8 protein-coding genes are annotated in these 14060 nt (G+C 74.3%); 4 read left to right on the top strand and 4 right to left on the bottom strand.

Features of this window, described 5'->3' with window-relative positions; genetic code table 11:
* Positions 1–172 precede the first annotated feature (172 nt).
* A complete protein-coding gene (locus ACLJQF_RS47540; RefSeq protein WP_410617186.1) occupies positions 173–5530 on the bottom strand; it encodes an amino acid adenylation domain-containing protein in 5358 nt (1785 codons plus the stop codon).
* A gap of 128 nt (positions 5531–5658) precedes the next feature.
* Between ACLJQF_RS47540 and ACLJQF_RS47545 the strand changes: the two genes are divergently transcribed.
* From ACLJQF_RS47545 to ACLJQF_RS47560, 4 genes are all read left to right on the top strand, one after another.
* Entirely contained in the window at positions 5659–7338 is a 1680-nt protein-coding gene (locus ACLJQF_RS47545) for an ABC transporter ATP-binding protein (protein ID WP_410617188.1), read from the top strand.
* A complete protein-coding gene (locus ACLJQF_RS47550; RefSeq protein WP_410617212.1) occupies positions 7335–9047 on the top strand; it encodes an ABC transporter ATP-binding protein in 1713 nt (570 codons plus the stop codon). The genes ACLJQF_RS47545 and ACLJQF_RS47550 overlap by 4 nt, the downstream gene beginning before the upstream one ends.
* Entirely contained in the window at positions 9048–9977 is a 930-nt protein-coding gene (locus tag ACLJQF_RS47555) for an NAD(P)/FAD-dependent oxidoreductase (RefSeq protein ID WP_410617190.1), read from the top strand.
* Positions 9978–10121: 144 nt separating this feature from the next.
* On the top strand, positions 10122–10424 hold the full coding sequence (locus tag ACLJQF_RS47560; protein WP_410617192.1) for a hypothetical protein: 303 nt from the start codon (positions 10122–10124) through the stop codon (positions 10422–10424).
* Positions 10425–10561: 137 nt separating this feature from the next.
* Here the strand turns inward: ACLJQF_RS47560 and ACLJQF_RS47565 are convergent, their stop codons facing one another.
* The 3 genes from ACLJQF_RS47565 to ACLJQF_RS47575 form a co-directional block, all read right to left on the bottom strand.
* Positions 10562–10873 (bottom strand): hypothetical protein, encoded by a 312-nt coding sequence (locus ACLJQF_RS47565; protein WP_410617193.1) that lies wholly within the window; start codon positions 10871–10873, stop codon positions 10562–10564.
* Between the two features lie 111 nt (positions 10874–10984).
* Complete coding sequence (locus ACLJQF_RS47570; RefSeq protein ID WP_410617195.1) at positions 10985–11983, bottom strand: 3-oxoacyl-[acyl-carrier-protein] synthase III C-terminal domain-containing protein; 999 nt, start codon at positions 11981–11983, stop codon at positions 10985–10987.
* Positions 11980–13908, bottom strand: coding sequence for an ATP-binding cassette domain-containing protein (locus ACLJQF_RS47575; protein WP_410617197.1), 1929 nt, complete (start codon positions 13906–13908; stop codon positions 11980–11982). Before ACLJQF_RS47575 ends, ACLJQF_RS47570 begins: the two co-directional genes overlap by 4 nt.
* Positions 13909–14060 lie beyond the last annotated feature (152 nt).

The following is a 14060-nucleotide window of genomic DNA, read 5'->3' on the forward strand; positions in this document are numbered from 1 at the left end:
CTGGACCAGCCAGCACGACCCAGCACGCCCACCACCCACAACAAGATCAACAACCCAGCCTCAAGATCACCAAAAATCAAATCGGTGGATCCGGGTCGGAGGTCCTGAATGAGTCATTCAAGACGTTCCGGCGCACCGGGCTGACAGCAGCGGCGCGCCCGCCGAGCGGTGGTCAACGCCGCGGCACCCGCCTCGCCCGTCCGCGCGAACGCGCCGACGCGAGCAGGTCGTCCTCGGGTTCCGCGGTTCCCGGGGACAGGTGGGCCGCCAGCTCGCGCAGGCTCGGCCGGGCGAACAGGTCCAGCACGGTGATCGGCCGGTCCAGTTCGGCGGACAGCTCGCGGTGCGCCCGCACCAGTGTCAGCGACGTCGCGCCCAGCTCGAAGAACGTCCGCAGCGGGTCCAGTTCCCCGGCCGGGACGCCGAGCAGCCCGCCGAGCACCCGCGCGATCCGCTGTTCCACGGCCGGGTTCGCGCTGCCGGTCCGCGGCCGCGGGACACCCCGGTCCGCGACGACCGGTTCGCACGCCAACCCGAGTGCGGCCAGGCCGCTCGGATCGGGTTCGTCCCACGCGGTCGCCCCGGTGGCCGCGACGAACGCGGCGAACAGGGTGTCGAGGTAACCGTCCGGGAAGGCGGCATCGACGGCGTCCCAGTTGAGCCGCAGCGCTCCCCCGGCCTCGAAGACCTGGCAGTCCAGCACGACGTGCGGGGTCTGGCTGATCGCGTATGCGGTGCGGCCGAAGCGGGACAGCAGCCGCGACGCGTCGGCGGAGGCACCGTCCACGGTGCGTGTGCTGCCGAGACCGCTGGAGAACACGACCGGCAGCAGCACCTGCCGGCCGCGCCGCGCGGTGAGTTCGCGCAGCACCTCGTTGCCGTGCACCTGCGCGTGGTCGAGGTCGGCGAGCAACCGCTGCTGCACGGCCCGGGCGCGATCGGCGTGGCTGCCGGGGACGCGCTCGACGTCCAGGAGCACGGTCGTGGTGTAGTCGCCGATCACCCCGGCGTGCCCGGCGGGCCGGTCGAACGACGTCACGACGAGCGTGAACCGGTCCCCGCCTCCCCCGGCCCGCAGGGTGTCGGCCAGCGCGGCGAGCACCAGCCCGGTCGGCGTCACACCGTGCCGGCGGGCGTTGGCGCACAAGGCCTGCCAGCGGTCGGCGGGGATTTCGGCGTGCCGCCGGGTGAAGCGCACCTTCCCGGCGCCCGGGGCCCGGACGGGCAGGGCCGGGCCGTCCGCCATCGCGGCGGCCGCGCGCCGCCAGTACTCGCGGGAGCGGTCCGGGACGTCCGGGCGCCCGGTGACCCACTGGCCGAACGTGACGCGCGGCGGCGCGGGCAGGCGGGCGGGGTCGTGGTAGGCGGTGACCAGCTCGTCGGCGAGGATCACGGCGCTCTGCGCGTCGCAGAAGAGCAGGTCCAGTCCGAAGTGGACCCGCCAGGTCCGGTCGTCGAGCCGGCTCGCGGCGACGTGCAGCATGGGGTCGCTTCCCGGATCGAGCACCCGATGCGAACGCTCGTCCCGGATCCGCGCGGCTTCGCCCGGCCGGCCGCGCAGGTCGAACACCTCGATCTCGACCGCCGGCGGGGTGCCGGAGATTTCCTGGAGCGTTTCGGGTGTGATCGTCGCGCGGAGCATCGGGTGCCGGGCGAGCACCGTGCGCAGGGCGGCGGCGAGCTTTCCGGGGTCGAGGTCCAGGACGTCGACTTCGGTGTAGTAGTGCGGGGCGACGGCGTCGCCGAGCCAGGTGTCGACGCGGCCGACGAGGTAGGCGAGCTGCATTTCGGTGAGCGGGAAGGGGCCGGGGGTGTCACCGGTGCGCAACCGGACTTCGACGAGGTCGCGGCCGCCGGACGGGAGCGATTCTTCGACGCGGTAGCCGGTGTTACCGGCCCAGTCGTGCAGGTCGCGCAACCAGCGTCCGGCATCGGCGAGCGCCTCGGCCAGGGGGCGGTCGTCGGGCCGCTCGAGCCGCATGGTCAGCACCAGGCCGCCGGGATCGGGCAGGCCGGCGGCCGGGGGTGCCGTCGTTCCGGCGTGGGCGCGCAGGAGGTCCGTGATGGCGGGGTGGGCGACGAGCTCGGTGAACGAAGGCCGGGTCCCGGTGGTGTCTTCGATGGCGTTGGCCAGCCGCACGACATCGAGCGAGCTGGCCCCGGCGGCGATGAGGTCGAGGGAGAAGTCGACGTCGCCGAGGATGCCGCGGACGAGGTCGGCGAGCGAGCCGGCGGCTGTCGCGGGCGCGGGAGTGGCCGGCGGCGCGGCAGACCGGCGGCCGGCGGCCGAAGCCGCGGGTGCTTGCTCTGCCGCGGGTGCTTGCTCTGCCGCGGATGCTTGCCCTGCCGCGAGTGCTTGCTCTGCCGCGGGTGGCGCTGCGGGTTCCGCCACCCTCGGCTCTGCGCCCCGGCCGACCTCCGCCGCCCCAGCCATCCCTGTCACCCCAGCAGCCCGCTGGAACGGGTTCGGCAACGCCTTGTGGTCCACCTTCCCGTTGTCCGTCACCGGCATCGCCTCCAGCAGCACGAACCGTGACGGCACCAGGTACTCCGGCACCACCTCCCCCAGCCGCGCCGCCAGCTCCCGCTCCGTGCTCGGCTCCGCCAGAACCACGTACCCCACCAAGCGGGGCCGCCCGTCCGGTCCCGGCACCGCCGCCGCCACCGCCTGGCGGACCGAGGGCAGCCGGTCGAGGGCCGACTCGATCTCGCCCAGCTCGATGCGGTGGCCGCGGATCTTCACCTGGCGGTCCGTGCGGCCGAGGAACCGGATCGTCCCGTCCGGCTGCCAGCGGCCGAGGTCGCCCGTCCGGTACAGCCGCTCGCCGAGGCCCGGGTGCACCGCGAACCGCTCGGCCGTCTGCTCCGGGTCGCCGAGGTACCCGCGGGCCACCCCCGCCCCCGCGATGTAGAGCTCCCCCGGCTCACCCACCGGACACGGGCGGCCGGCTTCGTCCAGCACGAAGAATCCCTGGTCCCGCAGCGGCCGGCCGTACGGGATGCTCGGCCACGCCGGGTCGACCTCGCCGATCGGGTGGGTGATCGACCAGATCGACGCCTCGGTCGCCCCGCCCAGGCTCATCACGCGCGCACCCGGCGCCAGCGCGCGCAGCCGGTCCGGCAGGCTCACCGGGATCCAGTCGCCCGACAGCATCACCAGCCGCAGCGATCCGAGGTCCGCGGCCGGGTCGGACTCCGCGTACTCGACGACCATCTCCAGCAACGCCGGCGCCGTGTTCCACACCGTCACGCCGTGCGCGGCGATCAGCTCGCACCAGTGCTGCGGGTCGCGCTGCCGCGCGTGGTCCGGCAGCACCATCGCCCCGCCCGCGCCGAGGACGCCGAAGATGTCGTACACCGACAAGTCGAAGCTCAACGCCGACAACGCGAGCACACGGTCCGCGGCGGTGATCCCGAACCGGTCGGTGACGTCGTCGATGGTCGTCCGCGCCTGGCGGTGTTCGATCGCCACGCCCTTGGGCACGCCCGTCGAGCCCGAGGTGAAGATGACGTACGCGAGGTCATCCGGATCGGCGGCCGGCAGGGAAACGTCGGCGACACCGTCCACTGTGGCCACACCGGGCGGGAGCGGGACGTCCGCCGCGGCAACGGCGCAGGTGATCCCGGCCCGCGCGCACACCGCGGCGATCCGGGCCGCGGGCCACGCCGGATCCACCGGGACGTACCCCGCGCCGCACCGCAGCACGGCGAGCACCGCGACGATCTGCTCGGCCGACTTCGGCACCGCGACCAGTACGAGGTCCCCGGCCGACACCCCGGCCGCCGCCAGTGCCCCCGCCAGCGCCGTCGCCCGGGCCGCCAGGACGCCGTGCGACAGCACGTCCCCGCCCGCGAGCACCGCCGGGGCCTCCGGCGCGCGGTCCGCGGCGAGCCGCAGCGGCGCGTCCAGCAGTGGCCCGCAGTCCCCGAACGGCGTGACGTCGAGCGGCTCGGGTGCGGCGAAGGTCGGGTCCCAGCCCAGGTCGGCCGCGATCCAGGCCACGTCGTCCTCGGCGAGGCGGGTCAGCAACGTGTACTCCGCGTCGGCCAGGCCGTCGAGGTAGCCCTCGCCGAAGGCGCCCTCGACGGCGTCCCACACGAGCCGGACGGTGCCGTCCTCCTCCCAGACGAGGTGGTCGAGCAGCACCTGCGGCGTCTGCGAAACCCCGAACACCTCCTCCCCCAGCCAGCCCGCCGGCGCGGTGCCGTCACCGATGCCGATCCCGGAGGTGAACACCACCGGGTACGCATGGCCGAGTTCGCGCCTCACCTCGACGCCGGTGTACGAACAGTGGTCGATCGCCTCCCACAGCGTCTCGTTCGCCTGCCTCGCGTAGTCCACAAAGGACGTCGGCGTGGGCATCGCGACCAGCGCGGTGGTGGTGAAGTCCCCGACCAGGTCACGTGCCTCGTCCGGGCGGTCGAACAGGGTCGCGTTGAGCGCGAACGGCTCGGTCGCGCCCCACCGGTGCAGCACCAGCCCGAACGCCGCGAGCAGCACCGACGTCGGGCTCAGGCCGCGCGCGGCGGCCCGCTCGCGCAGCCGGGCCCAGCGATCGGCGTCGAGCCGGCACTGGCGGCGGCGGAACCGCGGTTCGGCGTCCGCCACCACCGGCAGCCGGGGCCCGGCGGGGAGCGCACGGCCGGCCCAGTAGGCGCGGTCACGCTCGCGCCGCGCCCGGTAGGCGGGATCGGTCTCGCGGTGGCGGACGATGTCGAGGAACGCCGACGAGGGCGCGGGCAGCGCGAGGCCGGGGTCGTCGACCAGCCGCCCCCACTGCGTCATCAGCAGCCGCCAGCTGGCGAAGTCGAGGATCAGCACGTCGAAGCCGACGAACACCCGCGCGCCACCCCCGGGCAGCAGCGCCGCCCGGACGTCGAACAGCGGCCATTCGTGCGGGGCCCGGACCTGATGGGAAAGGCGCTGCCGCAGTTCCGCGAGCATCCCTTCGGCTTCTTCCGTGCGCATTCCGCGCAAATCCGTGCGCTCGATGCGGAACGGCGGAATTTCGGCGTTTTCGCGCTGGAAACCGTCGCGCCCGATCGTCGTCCGCAACATCGGGTGCTGGGCGATCAGGCGGGCGAACGCGGTTTCCAGGGCGTCGACGTCCACGGACGGCCGGTCGTATTCGTGGTACCAGAAGGTGGCGACCCCACCGAGTGCGAAGTCGTCTCCGCGACCCGCCCAGTAGGCACCTTGAACCGGCGTCAGAGCAACGGGTTCCCCCGGTTCGACCGCGATCACGGGGGCGGTGTCCGGCAGCGCCGTGGGACCGGCGCCGCCGAGGAGTTCGAGTACGCGGTTCGCCGGGTTTTCTCCGAGGAACGCGGTCAGCGGCAGTTCACTTCCGCATTTCGCCGCCAGCGCGCGGCGCAGTTTCAGCGCTCCGAGGGATTCCACGCCGAGTTCGGCGAACCTCAGCGAAAGGTCGACTTCCCCGGGTGCCACCCCGATGAGGTCGGCGACACATTCACGCAGCCACGCGGCTCCGGCCGTGGGATCGTGTTTCCCACGCTCCTCGAAAGACACAGACGCTCCTCGCATTCACGGACACCACTCACGCGAGCGGTCGCTTCACCCTTGTCGACAACGATAACCATTGTCAACTACGCTGCGCGAGAGTGACCAAGCCCATCGGAAGGACGGGACACCCGGAAGTGACACCTCTGCGCGCCCTGCTCGCTCCGGTCCGTGTCCGGCTCTTCGCCGGCCTGGCGTGCCAGGCCGGCGCCGCGATCGCCGGGATGACCCCGTTCGCCGCCGTCGCCGAGCTGTGCCGACGGCTCCTCGCGGGCACGCCGATGACCGCGTTGTGGTCACTGGTCGCCGTCGCGCTCGTGGCGCTGCCGGTCCGCGCCGCCCTGCTGGTGACGGCCTCGGCCCTGACCCACTTCGCCGACAACGACCTGCAGCTGTCGCTGCGGCGCCGGCTGGCCCGGCACCTGACCCGGCTGCCGCTGGGCTGGTTCGCCGCGCACGACTCCGGCCGTGTGAAGCGCGCGGTCTCCGACGACGTCGGCGCGCTGCACCACCTCGTCGCGCACGCCCTGCTCGACCTGACCACGGCCGTGGTCGCGCCGCTGGCCGCCGCGGCGTACCTGGCCACGCTCGACCCGCTGCTCTCGCTCGTCACGGTCGTGCCGCTCGCCGTGGGCCTGGCGTTGCACCGCAAGGCGATGCGGGACGTCCACGCCCGCATGCGCGAGTACCAGGCGGCCACGGCCGCGCTCGGCTCGGCCGTCGTCGAGTTCTTCGACGGCATCGCCGAGGTCAAGGCGTTCGGCCGGACCGGCCACGCGCACCGGCGGTTCACCGAGGCGGCCGAGCGCTACGGCGAGTTCGTCGCGGGCTGGGCCCGTTCGGTGACGCCCGCGATGGCCTGGAGCCAGTTCGCGATGTCCCCGGCGGTCACCCTGTGCGTCCTGCTGGTGGCCGGCGTGCTGTTCTCCCCGGCCGGCACGGTCCCGTTCGTGATCGTCGGCGCCGGGCTGTCCGGGCCGCTGCTCGCCGTGGGCTACAGCGTCCAGGACACCCGCGCCGGCCAGGCGGCCGCCACGGACATCGCCGAGCTCCTGGCCACCGCCGAACTGCGCGACTCCGGCTCGGCCACCGTCGACGGGGCCCGGCTGGAATTCGCCTCCGTGTCCTTCTCCTACGACGGCGAGACCGAGGTGCTGCACGGCATCGACCTGACGCTGGAACCCGGCACGGTGACCGCGCTCGTCGGCCCGTCCGGCTCCGGCAAGTCCACGCTGGCCGCCCTCGCCGCGCGCTTCCACGACGTCACCGGCGGCGCGGTCCGGCTGGGCGGCGCCGACCTGCGCGACGTGCCGGTGTCGCAGCTCTACCGGCACGTCGGGTTCGTGCTGCAGGACGTCCGGCTGCTGCGGACGAGCGTCGCGGACAACCTGCGGCTCGGCCGTCCTGACGCACCGCTCGAGGACGTGCACGCCGCCGCCCGCGCGGCCCGGATCCACGAGCGGCTGCTCGCCCTCCCCCGTGGCTACGACACGGTCCTCGGCGAGGAGGCCACCCTCTCCACCGGCGAAGCGCAGCGCTTGTCGATCGCGCGGGCGCTGCTGGCCGACACCCCGGTCCTCATCCTCGACGAGGCGACGGCGTCGGTGGACCCGGAGTCCGAAGCCGCGATCCAGGAGGCACTGTCCGCGCTCGTCGTGGGCCGGACGACGCTGGTGATCGCGCACCGGCTCGCCACGGTGACCGAGGTCGACCAGATCGTGGTGCTGGCGGACGGGCGGATCACCGAGCGCGGCACGCACGGCGAGCTCGTCGCGGCCGGCGGCGGCTACGCCCGGATGTGGGCGTGCGCGGCATGATCCGCCGGCTGATCACCCTCCTCGGCCCCGGCCGCTCGCGGCCGCTGAAGCGCGCCGCGGCGCTGCTGGCCGTCGCCGCCGCGCTCCAGGGTGCCGTCTTCGCGTTCCTGCTGCCGATCCTGCGCGCGCCGGACGACGCATGGCCGTGGCTGACGGCGACGGTCGTGGCGACCGCGGCGTGCGGTCTCGTCTATTTCCGCGGCGTCGTCACGGCCCGGCACGCCGGGTACACGCTGTCGGCGCACCTGCACCGCCGGATCGGCGACCACGTCGTCACGCTGCCGCTCGGCTGGTTCACCCCGGCCCGGGCCGGCGCGCTGGGGCGGCTGGCCACGCAGAACGTCATGAGCGTCATGGGGGTGCCCGCGCACCTGCTCGACCCGCTGATCGGCGCCGTGGTGACACCCGCGGCCGCGGCGGCCGCGCTCTGCGCCGTGGACTGGCGGATGGGGGTCGCCGCGCTGGCCACCGCACCCCTCGCCGTGGCCGCCTGCCGATGGTCGGGACGGCTGGTGCGCCGCACCGACGAGGTCGCGGACGCCGCCGCCGGTGCGGCCGCCGGCCGGGTCGTCGAGTTCGCGCGCAACCAGCCGCTGCTGCGGGCCTTCGGCCTGAGCGGGCCCGGGCTGCGGCTGCTCGACGACGCCCTCGTCGCCCACCGGAACGCGGCCCGCCGGATGCTGACGACCGCGCTGCCGGGGCTGGCGGTGTTCGTGGTGACGGTGCAGGCCGCCTTCACGGCGCTCGTGCTCGTCGCGGTCACCGGCGCACTGGGCGGCCGAGTCGACATGGCGACCACGGTGGTCGCGCTCGTCCTGGCCGTCCGCTTCACCGAGCCGATGCTCGTGGCCGCCGAACTCGGCGCGGCCGTCCGGATGGCGGACGGCGCGCTGGACCGCGTCGAGCGCGTGCTGGCCGAGCCGCGGCTGCCGGAACCCGGAGTACCGCAACCGTTCGGGGCGCCGTCGATCGAGTTCGCCGGGGTGCGGTTCGGCTACGGCGGGACACCGGTGCTCGAGGACGTCAGCTTCACCGTGCCGCCGGGCACGATGACCGCGCTGGTCGGGACTTCGGGCGCCGGCAAGAGCACGATCCTGCGGCTGGTGCCGCGGTTCTTCGACGTCGGCGGCGGCGCGGTCCGGGTCGGCGGGGCCGACGTCCGGGACCAGCGCGGCGCGGACCTGCTGCGGCGGATCTCCCTGGTCTCCCAGGACACCTACCTCTTCGACGGCACCGTCGCCGACAACATCCGGTTCGGCCGGCCGGACGCCACCGACCGAGAGGTGCGCTCGGCCGCCGAACGCGCGGGCCTCGGCGACCTGATCGGCCGGGGCTGCGTCGGCGAGGGCGGCACCCGGCTCTCCGGCGGGGAGCGGCAGCGGGTGTCGATCGCCCGCGCCCTGCTCAAGGACGCGCCGATCGTCCTGCTCGACGAGCCGACCGCGGCCCTCGACGCGGCCGCCGAGCGAGCCGTCACCCGAGCGCTGGCCGAGCTCCGCGGCGAGCGCACGCTGCTGGTCGTCACGCACCGGCCGGCCACGGCGCGGGCGGCGGACCGGATCCTCGTGCTCGACCGCGGCCGGATCGCCGAGTGCGGCCCCCACGACGAGCTGCTGCGCCTCGGTGGTCGCTACGCCACCTTCCACGCCCTGCGCGAAAACGCCCGCGGCTGGCGGATCCCCGCCGCCCGGAACACCGAAGGAGACTGAATGTTCGAGGTCCTGGTCGTCGGCGGCGGTCCCGCCGGCCTCAACGCGGCCCAGACGCTGGGGCGCCAGCGCCGCCGGACGCTGCTGGTGGACAGCGGACGGCCCCGCAACGCACCCGCGTCCGAAATGCACATGTTCCTGTCCCGGGACGGCTTTTCACCGGCCGCGCTGCGCCGGATCGGCCGCGCCGAGCTCACGCAGTACCCGGCCGTCGAGGTCCGCGACGGGCTGATCACCGCCCTGCGCGGCACGATCGGCGATTTCACGGCGGAGTTCGCCGACGGCACCACCGCGCGGGCCGGCCGGGTGATCCTGGCGACCGGGCAGGTCGACGCGCTGCCGGAGATCGACGGCGTCCCCGAGCTGTTCGGCCGGGGGCTCTACCACTGCCCGTTCTGCCACGGGTTCGAGGCGGCGGAACGGCCACTGGCGGTGCTGGGCGGGGACTTCTCCCAGGCGATGCTGGCGCTCTACCTCGCGGACCGGTTCGCGAAGGACCTCGTCCTGTGCGCGAACGGGCCCCTGCAGGTGAGTCCCGAGCTCCGGGAAGCGCTGCGGCGCGCCGGAATCCCGGTGCGGGAAGAACCGGTCACCCGGCTGGCGGGCGACGACGGCGACGTCACGATCCACTTCGCCGCGGGCGAGCCGCTGTGGCGGTCGGCGGTGTTCCACCGGCCGGCGCAGCGGCAGCACACGGACCTGGCCACGGGGCTGGGCTGCGAGCTGCTGCCGGACGGCTGCGTGCGGGTCGACCCGGCGCAGCGCACGACGGTCCCGGGCGTGTACGCCGCCGGCGACACGGCCCGCCAGGCCGACCTGCCGGGACCGACGCCGTTCGTGATCACCGGCGCGGCGGACGGCGCGAAGGCGGCGATCTGGCTGGAGCAGGAGCTCTTCCGGGCGAGCGCCGGCGTGCCGACGCCCGGCTGAGCCTTCTGGTGGAGACCCCCTCCTCAGTGGCCGAAGCCACTCTCCGCCGGTCGGGGGGAAGGGCTCCCGGACCGGCCGTGCCGGCGTTTCCGCTGGTTACCGTCGGGGGTCTTGTCCTGTTACCGCAAAGGAAGTCTTCCCGTGATGAGTGTCATCGAAACCGCCGCCAGCCAGCAGGTTCCCGCCGAGGGTGGCGTGCTGGAGCCGCTGGGCATGGTCCGCAGTGTCTCGCCGACCAGCTGCGCCACCACCGCCGAAGGCGCGGCGCTGGCCGCGCAGCTGGCCCGTCAGGCGGGTCTGCACGAGGCCGCGGCCCACTGGGCCGAGCGTGCGGTCGACCTGGTCCGCGGCTTCGGCGGCAACGCGGTGGCCGACACCGGCGTGGCCTGCGCGCCGTCGGGCAGCGTGGCGATCACCGACCTGATCGCGGCGCGCTCGGCGCACTGACGCGACCGGCCCACGAGAAAGCCGTCCGGCGGATCCTCCACCGGGCGGCTTTTTGCACCACCGCAAAGAAAAGTGCCGGGCATCCCACCCCACGCTCGAAGAGGCGTGCGGCGAAATGCCCGGCAGCAGGGCCGGGATCAGGCCCAGGAAGACCGGAGCGCGATCAGGTCGTCGGTCGACTGGTCACCGAACGACACAGCGCCCTGCGCGGGCAGGCCGGCGACGTTGTCGTAACCGCCGAAACCGTGCGCGCGCATCAGCGCCGCGGCCGCGGCGTTGGCGGCGCGGTGGTCCGTCGCCGCTTCCGCGGCGTGGAGCGCCGCCCAGCCGATCCGGTACACGTCGAACGTCGCGCAGCTCACCGGCGTCTCGATGCCGGAGAATTCGAGCGGCTGGATCGCGCCCTCCTCGGCGGACAGCTTGGTCGCGACCTGCTCAACAACATTCATTGTTCATTCCTTCGTGGATGCCGGGATTTGACAAGAACGAAGGTTACCGGCCGCCTGCCCGACGTGAATCCATCATGATAACGGCGCAATCCAAGGAATTCGCTCGCGAAATCATCGGACACTTCGCGCCCAGGCCGGAATTTCCAGGACGGCGCAGGTGAAGGTGAACCCGCCGCCGACCCCGATGAGCACGATCCGGTCGCCCGGCTCCGGCGTCCGGTCGCGGAGCAGGTGGTCGAGGGCGAACAGGTGGTCGCTGCCGCCCAGGTGTCCCAGCCGCAGCCCGAACTCGAAGAGCGTGCGCTCGCGGTCCAGGCCCAGCGGACGCTCGTAGCCGTGTTCGAAGGCATTGGCGCCGACGAACGGCGGGACGACCCACCGGGCTTCGCCGATGCTCGTGCCCGCCTCCGCCAACGCCGTCTCCACCACCTCTCGGACGCCTTCGACGTGCGCGCGCACGACGGAGGCCGGGGTGCGCGTGCCCGCGGCGAAGAACTGGCGGGTGCGCTTGCGCACGATCGCGGGGCCGTCGGCCGGGCGGTCGCGGAAGGGCTCGTCGCCGCGCTGGAGGCCTTCGAGCGACGGATCCGTTCGCGAAACGCCGGACAGCACGCGCGCCAGCCCGCTTCCGCGGCCGAGGACGGCCGCCGCGCCCGCGTCGCCGAGGGCGATCTCCGGGTCGACTTCGAAGCGGTCGATCGCGGTCTCGGGGAAGCGGTCGCCCACGGTGAGCAGGACCCGCGGGAAGTCCGGACGTCCGGCTAGCAGGCTCGCCGCCGTCTCGATCCCGGCCACCGACGTGTTGCAGAGCGCGGAAAACTGCAGGGACATGGCCGGTGCGGCGGCGAGCAACCGGTCGGCGACCCAGCAGGACGACGACCAGATGTCGAGTCCCGGGTAGGCCATCGAGCCGTGCAGGTGCGGCCCGACCGCACCGGGTCCGGCTTGGTGGAGTGCCTGCCGTCCGGCGCGGACCGCCAGCTCCGGGCCGGCGAGCCCGGACGTGGCCACCGAGAGGATCCCGGAGTGCGCCGTGACCTGCTCCGGCGCGGGGCGCGGTTCGCCGGCGTACCGGCCGGTGCCTTGGATCCAGATGTCGTCGAACCTCACCGCAGTCGCCCTTCTTCGAGTCTCAGTACCCGATCGGCCCGCGTCGCGAGCCGTTCGTCGTGCGTCACCAGCACCACCGCCAGCCCGCGGGCGCGGCGGCGGTCGAGCGCGTCGAGCACCACCCCGGCCGTGGCGGTGTCCAAGGCGGAGGTCGGCTCGTCCGCCAGCAGCACGCGGGGCCGTGCGGCCAGCGCGCGGGCGAATCCGGCCCGCTGCCGCTGCCCGCCCGAGCACTCGTCCGGCCGCCGCGTGGCGAACTCCGGCCCCAGCCCGACCTCGGCCAGCAAGCGGATCGCTTCGGCACGCGGCCGCGGCACGCCGTGCAGCACCCGCGGCGGGCGGCCCACGGCGTCGGCCAGGGTGCGGGCCGGGTTCAGCGCGCCGTAGACGTCCTGCCGCAGCAGTTCCACCTCGCCGGGCGCGGGTGGGGCGCCGCGGATCAAGCCGTCGCGGGCGAGGCCGCGCAGCAGCGTCGTCTTGCCGGCGCCCGACTTCCCGAACAGCACGACGAGTTCGCCCTCGCGCAGCTCCAGCCCGCCGCCGCGGAACACCGGCTCGCCCACGGGGACCACGAGCCGCGCGCCCGGCGGCTCGGCCTGTCCGAGGTCGAGGACGTCGTCCGCGACCCGGGCGAGCCACTCCCGGTCGTGGCTGACCACGACCGCGGTGCGTCCGGCCAGGACCGCCGTCACCTGTTCGAGGGTCTCGCCGTCGAGGGCGCTGGTCGGTTCGTCGAGCACCAGGACGTCCGGGTCGCCGTCGAGCGCCCGGGCCAGCGCGACTCGCTGCGCCTCGCCGCCGGAGATCTGGTGCGGGTACCGGCGGGCGGGCCCGTGGCCGACCCGCCGCAACGGGTCCAGCGCCGGATCCTGCCCCAGGAACCCGACGTGCGCGCGCCGCCACCGGCGGGCCTGCCGCGTCCCCGGGCGGATGGTCACGCCGCGGTGGGCGAGGGCGCCGTGCCACGACGTCGTGGCCGGGGGAAGCTCGCCGAGGACGAGGTGGAGCAGGCTCGTCTTGCCGGCTCCCGAGGTGCCCGTCACGCCGAGGACGTGCCCCTGGGGGATCCGGATGTCGAGCTCCAGCACGCGATCGCCGCCGTGCCACGTACCACGGATGGCCAGTTCGTCCGGTGTGGACAGTTCTTTGTGGACCACCCGTGGCGGCTTCCGCGGCCGGGCGCGCCCGGCGAGGTCGAGGGCGAGGGTCACCGCGGTGGCCACCACGGCGAGGGCGGCCGCGGGGGCCAGCACGGACCAGGGGTTGAGCTCGGCGCCGGGCAGGTTCTCGCGCAGCATCGCCGCCCAGTCCGGACTGGGCGGCGCCGGGCCGAACCCGAGCACGGTCACCGCGACGGCGAACTGCAGGGCCGTGCCGACGCGCAGGCCGAGATCGGCGAGCACGGTCCCGGCGACGGCGGGCAGCAGCTCGCGCAGCGGGCTCTCCCCGTGGGCGACGGCGGCTTCGACGAACCCGGCCCGCCGCAGCGGCCGCGCGGTGGCGTGCACGACCCGGGCGGACATCGGCACCCCGAGCAGCAGGACGACGACCGGAACGGCGGCCCAGTAGGGCAGCACGACGGCACCGACGAGGACGAGCAGGAGCGACGGAACCATCAGCACGGCCCCGCTGAGCCGCGCGAGAACCCGCTCTCCCCCAGGACCCGACGCGGCGGCCAGCCCGGCGAGCGTGCCGAGCGCGGTGGTCAGCAGCCCGGCGGGCAGGGCAAGGGCGAGCAGGGTGGCGCCGCCGGCGAGGGTCCGGGTGAGCACGTCCCGGCCGAGCACATCGGTCCCGAGCGGAGACCCGGCCCCGGAAGAAGCCCACGGCACCCCGACAACGGTGGCGCTACCCGGGAGAAAGCCCCCGGCCAGCACGACCCCGGCGAGCACGAAGAGCCCGGCGATCGGCCACCCCCGCCTCATCGCAAACCCGCCTCAAGCACACGGTCCCCCCGACGCCGCAACCGCCGCTTTCACGTGAAAGCTCCGCCCCCCACGACAACAACAGCGGGCACTTTCACGTGAAAGTGCCCACCCCACACGACAACAACCGCCGCCACTTTCACGTGAAAGCT

The organism is Amycolatopsis sp. lyj-109 (genome assembly GCF_046548995.1).
Lineage (GTDB): Bacteria > Actinomycetota > Actinomycetes > Mycobacteriales > Pseudonocardiaceae > Amycolatopsis.